Raw genomic sequence first — 8,975 nt, forward strand, 5'->3', positions numbered from 1 at the left:
TCCGGCTCCCGGTTTCGCGGATTTCGGCCGCTAGGGAGCGTCCGAAGCCTCGCCCGTGTCCTCCCACATGACGTCAAGGTTGCGGAAGACCGGTGGTCCGTCACACAGCGCCGCCATCTTCGCGGCGAAGTCGGACGTTTCCGGCCGGTTGGAGTTTTCCATGGCCGACTCGTAGGAATCGAATTCGACGATGGTGAAGTAGGTCCCCGGCCGGTCGCGGTCCGCGGTGGCCACGATGCGACGGAACGTGGGGTCAGTCGCTCCCTCGGTCCTTGACGGCCGGCCCAATTCTTCAATCTCCTTGATGCGGGAACTTTGGAATTCGATGATCTGCACAAACCCGGCCATGACGGCTCCTTGAGGGGCGGTGGATGCTGATGCCGATCACGCTAGACCCCGGCCCGCGGCCATGCAATAGCCGGAGCGGGTCCGTCTTATGGAGTCAGCAGCACCTTGATGGCCCGGCGTTCGTCCATTGCCTTGTAGGCCTCGGCTGCTTCCTCGAGCGGCATTTCGACGTCGAACACCCGGCCCGGGTTGATGGTCCCGGCCAGCACGTCTGCCAGCAGTTCCGGGATATATGTACGGGCGGGAGCCATCCCGCCTGCCACGGTGATGTTCCTATCGAACAGATAGCGCAGCGGAATCTCGGCGCCGCCGGTCGGTACCCCGACGAACCCCAGGGCGCCGCCTGGACGGACCGAATGCAGGGCCTGTTCCATGGACTCCTTGGTCCCCACGCACTCCAGCACCGAGTCCGCGAGGACGCCGCCGAGCAGCTCACGGACCTTCGCCACGCCGTCGTCCCCGCGTTCTTCCACGATGTCCGTGGCGCCAAACTCGCGGGCGATGGCCTGCCGGTCAGCGTGGCGCGACATCGCGATGATCCGCTCGGCACCTAAGCGCCTGGCTGCCAGGACACCGCACAGCCCCACGGCGCCGTCGCCCACCACCACAACGGTCCGGCCGGGAGAGACCTGGGCGCTGAGGGCGGCGTGGTGGCCGGTGGCCATGACGTCGGACAGCGTCAGGAGGTTCTTCCGGAGCGCATCGTCTGGGTCGCCGACGTCGGGCACCCTGACCAGGGTGGACTCGGCAAGGGGGACACGCACTGCCTGGCCCTGGCCGCCGTCTATCCTTAATCCTGCATCGTCCTTGCCGCCCCAGCCGGCGAGCCGGTCGCAGGCGACTGTGACGCCGTTCAGGCACTGCGGGCACTCGCCGCAGCTCACCACGAACGGGGCTATCACGAAGTCGCCCTCCTTGAGAGCCTTCACATCATCGCCGACGCTCTCCACCACGCCGATGAATTCGTGACCTATGGCGGAGGGCGCGTGGGTTGGCTTCACGCCGCGGTACGGCCACAGGTCTGAGCCGCACACACATGCTGCAGTCACCGTGACCACCGCGTCCGTGGGGAGCTGGACGGACGGATAGTCCCGGTCCTCCACCCTGATGTCTCCGGGGCCGTGGATAATGGTGGCGCGCATGGCTGCTCCTGTCGGAAGGTGGGCGTGACCTGAACGAGTGTAGACCCCGCACGCGTACGTGGCGGCCCGGCCTAGCGCATGCCCTCCCGGCGGATGGCGGTGGCGATGGCTGCTGCCCGCGTTTCCACTCCGAGCTTGGCGTAAATGTGGGCCAGGTGGGTTTTGACCGTGGCCTCGGAGATGAAGAGCCGCTGGCCGAGTTCGCGGTTGCTGAGCCCCTCGGTGAGGAGGCTCAGCAGCTCGGCTTCGCGCGGGGTCAGGACCTCGTCGGGATTGCGCAGCTGCTGGAACAGCCGGGAGGCCACCGGGGCGCTCATCACGCTCCTGCCCTGTACGGCACCCCGGATGGCGGCGAAAATCTCCTCCGGTGCGGCGTCCTTGAGCAGGTAGCCCATGGCGCCGGCGTCCACCGCGCGGACGATGTCGGCGTCGGAATCGTACGTGGTGAACACGAGCACCGCCTGCCGCCGGTTGCGTTCGCGGATCCTCCGGATGGCTTCGATGCCGTCCATGCCGGCGCCCATGGCCAGGTCCATGACCACCACGGCTGGGGAATGTTCCTCTACCTTCGCCAAGGCTTCTTCGCCTGATGCGGCCTCGGCCACGACGTCGATGTCCGGCTGGGTTCCCAGCAGCGCCTTGAGCCCGCTCCGGACCACGAGGTGATCGTCAGCCAGGAGGACGGTGATGGCGCTCATGCGTCCTCCCTGGCAGGCAGTTGCGCGGCCACGATGGTCCCTTCCCCGGGGGCGCTTTCCACCGAGAATACGCCGCCCAGCTGTTCCACCCGCTGCCGCATGGCCCGCAGCCCGTAGCCTCCGGCGTCCGATGGCGGTGCTGCCGCCGCCGGATCAAAGCCGCCGCCGTCGTCGTAAATGTCCAGGGTGACGGCCTCCGGAAGGAAGCCGAGCGTCAGCGTCGCGTTCGCTGCGGACGCGTGGAGCTGGATATTGGCTGCCGCGCTCTGAACTACCCTCAGGAGTGTGTGGCGGACGTCCGCGGGAACGGGCCGCTGCTCGCCGGTGACCAGCAGCCGCGCCCCGGGGACATACTGCGAGGCGGCCTGCAGCAGGGCCTCGGGCAGGGGAGAGGCGTCCAGTCCGGGGGAAGCGAGCTCGTGGACGAGGCTCCGCGTTTCTGACAGGTTCCGGCGGAGCAGCCCGCTGGCCTGGCTGAGGTCCTGCCGGGACGACGGGGCAGGCCAGGCGCGGTTCGCCGCTTCCAGGAGCAGCAGGCTGCTGGCCAGGCCCTGCGTGACGGTGTCGTGGATTTCGCGGGACACACGCTCACGCTCGGCAATGGTGCCGGCCCGGCGCTCGCTGGCGGCCAGCTGTCCCTGGGCGAGCGACACCTCAGCGTGCAAGCGGCGCTGCTCCGCGGCGTCGTGCTCGATGCGGTCGTAAATCAGGGTCAGCATGACGCCGACGGCAAGCGGACCAAGCAGCATGGCGAGGTCGGTGCCGTCGCTGAGCCGGAACAGCCCGACGGCGGTGGCGGCGGCCGTCGCGCCCGCTGCGATGTAGGCCACCGCCCCCTGGAATGCCGTGCGGCAGAGGAAGAACAGCGCAAACGAACACCACGCGAAGCTGGGCGCGGCAACCACCAAGACCGCCCACACGGCGACGAGGATGAACATCCAGACGGCCCAGGGACGCCCGCGCTGGGCAAGCACGGCGATGACGGCGTAGAGAACGCAGGCGGCGGCGGCCAGGCCGGGGACCATGAGGTTGTCAGCAGGGCTGTGCCGCATCACGTAACGCACCACCGACGCCACCAGCAGCACCGCGAAACCCAGGTGGACGGCGGCGTCAATCCTGCCCAGGGGGCCTGATGCCTGGGCTGTCCGGCCGGGCAGGGTTTCCTGGGGGAGTGCTGGGGCTGAGGAAGGCATGGCGTCCGGTTCCGGTGGAGGGAGTGCTATCCACCATGCTATTGCCCGCGCCGTTGCTAGTCCCTCAGCCTTTTGGCTGATCCCGCTGGCTGTTAGGCGGAGCACGGTGCCGACGAAGGCCCGATGTGCGCGTTCGGAGCAGGCGGCACGATGGAAACGTACCCGATTCCGCCACCGGATTTCAGCTGAGTCTCAGCGCTAAAAGGAGAACTACCGTGAAAAAGTCCAGCAAGGTTTTTGCCGCCGCCGCAGCCGGAGCGCTCGTCCTGACGGCAGGTGCGACCGCCGCCGCCAACTCCCGAAGCGGTTCCTCGGCGCGGGCGGCTGAACCGGCTTCGGTGTCCGCCGCCGTACCCGCCGCCGTACCCGCTGCCGTGCCTGCCGCGGACGTGCAGCCGGTGCCAGCCAACGTTGTGGCTCAAAGCCGGATCACCGTCGGCGCCTCGGCCAAGGCGGTGGGCGCGGCGCTTGCCAAGTGCCAGGCGGACAAGCTGCCCTTCGTCACGGTAGCGCTGGTCGACCGGTTTGGCACCGTGCAGGCGCTCCTCCGGGGCGACAACGCGGCTGAGCACACCATCGAATCGGCCAAGCGGAAGGCCTATACCGCTGCCGCCTTTGGTGCCCCCACGAGCGAGCTGGCCAAGCGCATCACGGGCAACGGCCCCAGTATCGCCGACCTTCCCGGCACGCTCTTCCTGCCCGGCGGAGTGCCGCTCAAGGTCAACGGCGTGTCAGTGGCCGGCATCGGCGTGGGCGGCGCCCCGGACGGCAAGCTCGACGAAGCCTGCGCGGCAGCGGGTGCCGATGCCATCGCCGGGTAGGTTCGGTTCATGCGGTGGTTCAAGGCTGCTGGACGGCGTCGGTACACGTCGGCGCCGGGACAGATGTCGGTTGTGAGCGCACTAGGGGCCGTTACCGTGGCAGCAGCAGTGGCAGGATGCAGCGCCGTGGGCGCCGGAGGCACGGCGTCAGACAGCGCTGCCACCGCCGGACCCAGTGCGCCATCGGCCACCTCGAGTCCGGCCACGCCGCGCCCGGGAACGCTAGGCCCGGCAAAGTCGCAGACTTCCACGCCGACAGGGGCCACGGCTTCGCGCCCGGCGCCGCCCCGGGAGGCCCAGGCGGAGCTCGACCGGCGGCTGATCCTTGCAGCCAAAGCCAACAATGCGCCGCTGGTCAAGCAGCTGATCCGGGCCGGCAGTAACGTCAACGCCAAGGACGCGATCCAGGATTCGGCGTTCCTCTACGCCGGAGCTGAAGGGTTCAACGACGTGCTTCGGCTGACCCTGGCCAACGGTGCGGATGTGTCCAGTACCAACCGCTACGGCGGGACTGCACTCATACCGGCCAGCGAACACGGCCATGTGGACACGGTCCGGATCCTTATCGCCGCGGGAGTTCCCGTCAACCACGTGAACAACCTCGGCTGGACTGCCATGCAGGAGGCCGTCCTGCTCAACAATGGCGGTCCTAGGCAACAGGAAGTGGTCCGGCTGCTCCTGCGGCCGGCGCCGACCCCTCCATCCGTGACCCCCAGGGCCGGACGGCTTTGGACAATGCGGAGCGGCTGGGCTTTGCCGACATTGCGGCCCTGATCCGGGGCCGCAGCTAGATGGCCATGCCCACGTCGCCGTCCTGACCTTCATTCGGCGGCCACGCAGCCGACGCGCGGGTGAATTCGCGTGTCGGCGCGGTCTGCGGACAAAAGAAGGTCAGGACGGTTCGGCGCCTGGGCTCAGACAGCTTCTAGCACGCTGACGTAGTTGGCGATTCCTACGCCGCCCATGTTCTGCACCGCTGCCCGGCGGGGGCCGGCCAGCTGCATGTCGCCGGCGGTGCCGGTGAGCTGCATGGCTGCGATGACGTGCTGGGAAACGCCCGTCGCACCCACGGGGTGTCCCTTGGCCTTGAGGCCGCCGGATACATTGACGGGCAGCTTCCCGTCCTTGAACACCCAGCCTTCCTCGATGGCGCGGACGCCCTGCCCAGGTTCCGTAAGGCCCATTGCTTCGTACATGAGCAGCTCGGCGATGGTGAAGCAGTCATGGACTTCTGCGAAGTCCAGGTCCTTGATCCCGACGCCGGCCATCGCCAGGGCGCGCTGCCAGGAGACGCGGGTGGCGGCGAAGGCGGTGGGGTCGCGGCGTTCTGCGGGGAAGAAGTCGCTCGCGTGGCCGAATCCGGCGAGCCGGACCGGGGCAGTGACCCCGGCGGTCGGTGAGACAGACAGCACGACGGCGGCGGCGCCGTCGGACACGGGGGAGCAGTCGGTGCGGCGCAGCGGATCGGCCACCATCGGGTTCTTGTCCGACACTGTGCGGCAGAACTCCTCGCCGAGGTCTTTGCGGAGCTGGGCGTAGGGGTTGTCCACGCCGTTGCGGTGGTTCTTGGCCGCGATGGTGCCCAGGACGTCGCCGAGGTTCCCGACGCTGGATCCGTAGCGCTTCCCGTAATGCTTGGCCACCTCCGCGAACAGCCCGGTGAAGCCGGTGGTGGAGGCCTTGCCGGCCATGTCGTAATCCGCCCCCAGCAGTGCCGCACCCACGACGTCCGCCCCCGCATGGGTCATCTTCTCGGCGCCAATCACAAGCACGGTCTTTGCGGTGCCTGCCAGCAGCGACTTGGTGCCCTGCTGGAACGCGGCCGACCCCGAGGCGCAGGCATTCTCAACCCGCGTGGCGGGGACGTTGGCCAGCTGCTCCGAGACCTGCAGCGCGAGCGAGGACGGGAACGCCAGCGGCATCATGCCGGAGTTGAACTGGCCGAGGTAGATCTCGTCGATCTGGCCGGGTTCGATCCCTGCGTTGCCGATAGCCTCGGTGGCGACCTGAACGATCAGGGATTCAAGGGTCTCGTCCGTCAGCTTGCCGAAGCGGCTGTGGCCCCAGCCGGTGAGCAGGACGTCCTTGCCGAACTGATCTTTGAGGCTCATGCTGAGGCTCCTTCCAAAGCGGGGGCGGCATTTTCGGGTGCGACCGTGAACTCCGCCTCGGTCTTCCCGCGGATTTCCTCCACGGTCACCCCTGGCGCGAGGCGGGTGAGCGTGAGCTGCCGGCCGCCGTCGTCCGTCTTTTCCAGGTCGAAGACCGCGAGGTCGCTGATGATCCGGTCCACCACGCGGAGGCCGGTAAGCGGCAGGGTGCACTCCTTGACGATCTTGGCGGTGCCGTCCTTCGCGTTGTGCTCGGTGAGGACGACGACGCGCGGGGTCCCGGCGACGAGGTCCATGGCGCCGCCCATGCCCTTGACCATCTTGCCGGGGATGGTCCAGTTGGCGAGGTCGCCGCTGCCGGAAACCTGCATGGCCCCCAGGATGGCAACCTTGACGTGGCCGCCGCGGATCATTCCAAAGGACGTGGCGGAGTCGAAGATGCTGCCGCCTGGCAGCACGGTGACGGTCTGCTTGCCGGCGTTGATGAGGTCGGCGTCTTCCTCGCCCTCGAATGGGAACGGGCCCATGCCGAGCAGCCCGTTCTCGCTCTGGAGCACGACACGGACGCCCTGGGGCAGGTTGTTGGCCACGAGCGTGGGGATGCCGATGCCCAGGTTCACGTAGTCGCCGTCGTTGAGTTCCTCGGCCGCGATGGCAGCCATTTCATCCCTGGTCCAGGCCATGGGTTTCTCCTTGGGGTTCAAAATCGGGGGGCTTAAGTGTTCGTTCGCGCTGGGTTAGGCGGGGACGGGCTCGACGCGCGGGCGTACGGTGCGCTGCTCGATGTCCTTGACGCGCTTGCTCGCCTGGACGAGGCGCTGGACGTAGACGCCGGGGGTGACGATGTGGTTCGGGTCCAGCTCGCCGGGCTCCACGATCACCTCGGCCTCGGCGATCGTCACGGCGCCGGCGGTGGCCACCACTGGGTTGAAGTTGCGGGCGGTGAAGCGGTAGATCAGGTTGCCGTCCGTGTCGGCCGTGTGTGCGTGGACCAGTGCGACGTCGGCGCGGATGGCGCGCTCCTGGACGTACGTTTCGCCGTCGAACTCCGCGAGCGGTTTGCCTTCGGCAACGAGGGTGCCCACGCCGGTTTTGGTGTAGAACGCGGGGATGCCGGCGCCGCCGGCGCGGAGCCGCTCGGCCAGTGTGCCCTGCGGCGTGAACTCTACCTCCAGCAGGCCGGCCAGGTACTGCTCGGCGAAAAGCTTGTTCTCGCCGACGTAGGAGGCGATCACCTTGCGGACCTGGCCCGCCTCGATCAGGACACCGAGGCCCTTGCCGTCCACGCCCATGTTGTTGGACACCACCGTCAGGTCGCCGACGCCCGACTTCCGGACGGCCTCGATCAGGTCTGCCGGGATGCCGCTCAGGCCAAAGCCGCCGACGGCGAGCGTCATGCCGTCCCGGAGTACATCCTGCAAGGCCTCGGCCGCTGCGGATCTAAGTTTGGACATCGCATCTCCTCATTGAGCTGGGTTGGATCGTTGGGGTTGGATCGGTGGGGGGTTGGATCGTGGGGGCTCCGATGGGCTGCTGGCAGACCGTCTCGAAACATGCTCGCCGCGTGTTCCACTTTGTGGACTCAGGCCTTGGATGTTGAGCGTACGGGCGTCCGAGGGGCACTGTCAAGGACGAAATTGTCCCTACATATGGGTCTTTTTACAGTGTGGACGGTAGTGTTCTGAGTATCCACATTATGGATACATGAAGGAGAGTTATGAACCCGACACCAGTTCAGGGGGCCCAGGTGGTCAGCCGCATTGCCGGACTGTTGCGCATCGCGGGCCGCAGGCCGGAGGGAAGCTCCCTGCTGGAACTTGTGCGAGAATCCGGCCTCACCCGGCCCACGGTCCACCGCCTTCTCACCTCTTTGGCCGCGGAAGGACTCCTGGACCACGATGCCCGGACCGGCAACTGGGTCCTGGGCCCGGAGGTTCTGCTGCTGGGATCGGTGGCCTCCGCCCGGTTCCCGCTGGAGGACATTGCCAGGCCCAGCCTGCGGCGGCTGGCCGAGGAAACAGGCGAGAGCGCCTTCTTCTCCGTTCGCAGGGGCTCCGAGACCGTCTGCCTGCTGCGCGAGGAAGGCAGCTTCCCCGTGCGCTCGTTCGTGCTGCACGAGGGCGTCAGGTTTCCACTGGGCGTGGCATCGGCAGGCACGGCCATCCTTGCCTTCCTGCCGGAGAACGAACAGGAGCAGGTCCTGTCCGGGTGGCCCGTCCACGCCGGAAAGTTCGCAGAAGGGCACCCGGAGGCACTGGTCCGGGCCAACCTGAAGCAAACCCGCCAGCTGGGCTATTCGGTGAACCCCGGCCTGGTGCTGGAAGGCAGCTGGGGAATGGGCGCGGCCGTGTTCGACCAGGCCAACCGTCCGGCGTGGGCACTGTCCCTGACCGGGATCGAGCCGCGCTTCCGCGGACACCGGCAGGAGTTCCTGGGCCGGCTCCTCCTTGAAGAGGCACGCCGGATCTCAGCCCTGCTCCGCACGCCCAGCGCCGGCTGACCACCCTCGGCATCCCCGAGGAATCATGTCAAGATGCCCGCCTGGGTTGATTCGTGGACTCATTTGATTTTGCCCGGATGGCGGGCTGCTTTTTTGGGCCTTGTTTCGCGGTGGTCAGGGTCAGTAGCTCCGTGCAGAGAGCCTGGATCTGGCGTTGGATGG

The 8,975-nt window shown here is 67.7% G+C and carries 9 protein-coding genes and 1 pseudogene; 3 read left to right on the forward strand and 7 right to left on the reverse strand.

Annotated features, from left to right (window positions below; translation table 11 throughout):
• Positions 1–30: 30 nt before the first annotated feature.
• From AC1DDG_RS18180 to AC1DDG_RS18195, 4 genes are all read right to left on the reverse strand, one after another.
• Positions 31–348, reverse strand: coding sequence for a hypothetical protein (locus AC1DDG_RS18180; RefSeq protein ID WP_230119311.1), 318 nt, complete (start codon positions 346–348; stop codon positions 31–33).
• 86 nt (positions 349–434) lie between these two features.
• On the reverse strand, positions 435–1,490 hold the full coding sequence (locus tag AC1DDG_RS18185) for a zinc-dependent alcohol dehydrogenase family protein (protein ID WP_476877155.1): 1,056 nt from the start codon (positions 1,488–1,490) through the stop codon (positions 435–437).
• A gap of 71 nt (positions 1,491–1,561) precedes the next feature.
• Positions 1,562–2,188: a response regulator gene (locus AC1DDG_RS18190; RefSeq protein WP_476877156.1), complete on the reverse strand. Its 627-nt coding sequence runs from the start codon at positions 2,186–2,188 to the stop codon at positions 1,562–1,564.
• Entirely contained in the window at positions 2,185–3,381 is a 1,197-nt protein-coding gene (locus tag AC1DDG_RS18195) for a sensor histidine kinase (protein WP_476877157.1), read from the reverse strand. The genes AC1DDG_RS18190 and AC1DDG_RS18195 overlap by 4 nt, the downstream gene beginning before the upstream one ends.
• A 215-nt stretch (positions 3,382–3,596) precedes the next feature.
• Between AC1DDG_RS18195 and AC1DDG_RS18200 the strand changes: the two genes are divergently transcribed.
• Positions 3,597–4,202: a GlcG/HbpS family heme-binding protein gene (locus tag AC1DDG_RS18200; RefSeq protein WP_476877158.1), complete on the forward strand. Its 606-nt coding sequence runs from the start codon at positions 3,597–3,599 to the stop codon at positions 4,200–4,202.
• A gap of 96 nt (positions 4,203–4,298) precedes the next feature.
• Positions 4,299–4,993: pseudogene (locus AC1DDG_RS18205) on the forward strand (ankyrin repeat domain-containing protein).
• A 123-nt stretch (positions 4,994–5,116) separates the two neighbouring features.
• On the opposite strand, the gene AC1DDG_RS18210 reads toward AC1DDG_RS18205, so the two are convergent.
• From AC1DDG_RS18210 to AC1DDG_RS18220, 3 genes are read right to left on the reverse strand one after another with little or no spacing between them, the layout of a single operon-like run.
• On the reverse strand, positions 5,117–6,313 hold the full coding sequence (locus AC1DDG_RS18210) for an acetyl-CoA acetyltransferase (RefSeq protein ID WP_476877159.1): 1,197 nt from the start codon (positions 6,311–6,313) through the stop codon (positions 5,117–5,119).
• The gene (locus tag AC1DDG_RS18215; RefSeq protein WP_476877160.1) at positions 6,310–6,996 is read right to left on the reverse strand and encodes a CoA transferase subunit B; all 687 of its coding nucleotides are present in this window, start codon (positions 6,994–6,996) and stop codon (positions 6,310–6,312) included. The genes AC1DDG_RS18210 and AC1DDG_RS18215 overlap by 4 nt, the downstream gene beginning before the upstream one ends.
• Positions 6,997–7,050: 54 nt before the next feature.
• On the reverse strand, positions 7,051–7,767 hold the full coding sequence (locus tag AC1DDG_RS18220) for a CoA transferase subunit A (RefSeq protein WP_476877161.1): 717 nt from the start codon (positions 7,765–7,767) through the stop codon (positions 7,051–7,053).
• Positions 7,768–8,030: 263 nt separating this feature from the next.
• Between AC1DDG_RS18220 and AC1DDG_RS18225 the strand changes: the two genes are divergently transcribed.
• Positions 8,031–8,813, forward strand: a complete 783-nt coding sequence (locus AC1DDG_RS18225; RefSeq protein ID WP_476877162.1) for an IclR family transcriptional regulator — start codon at positions 8,031–8,033, stop codon at positions 8,811–8,813.
• Positions 8,814–8,975 lie beyond the last annotated feature (162 nt).

It is taken from the genome of Arthrobacter sp. 10L430, assembly GCF_056395245.1.

Excerpts from the sequence above, each read along its gene's own strand:
- AC1DDG_RS18180 (WP_230119311.1), bottom strand. The coding sequence starts at position 348 with ATGGCCGGGTTTGTGCAGATCATCGAATTCCAAAGTTCCCGCATCAAG.
- AC1DDG_RS18185 (WP_476877155.1), bottom strand. The coding sequence starts at position 1,490 with ATGCGCGCCACCATTATCCACGGCCCCGGAGACATCAGGGTGGAGGAC.
- AC1DDG_RS18190 (WP_476877156.1), bottom strand. The coding sequence starts at position 2,188 with ATGAGCGCCATCACCGTCCTCCTGGCTGACGATCACCTCGTGGTCCGG.
- AC1DDG_RS18195 (WP_476877157.1), bottom strand. The coding sequence starts at position 3,381 with ATGCCTTCCTCAGCCCCAGCACTCCCCCAGGAAACCCTGCCCGGCCGG.
- AC1DDG_RS18210 (WP_476877159.1), bottom strand. The coding sequence starts at position 6,313 with ATGAGCCTCAAAGATCAGTTCGGCAAGGACGTCCTGCTCACCGGCTGG.
- AC1DDG_RS18215 (WP_476877160.1), bottom strand. The coding sequence starts at position 6,996 with ATGGCCTGGACCAGGGATGAAATGGCTGCCATCGCGGCCGAGGAACTC.
- AC1DDG_RS18220 (WP_476877161.1), bottom strand. The coding sequence starts at position 7,767 with ATGTCCAAACTTAGATCCGCAGCGGCCGAGGCCTTGCAGGATGTACTC.
- AC1DDG_RS18225 (WP_476877162.1), top strand. The coding sequence starts at position 8,031 with ATGAACCCGACACCAGTTCAGGGGGCCCAGGTGGTCAGCCGCATTGCC.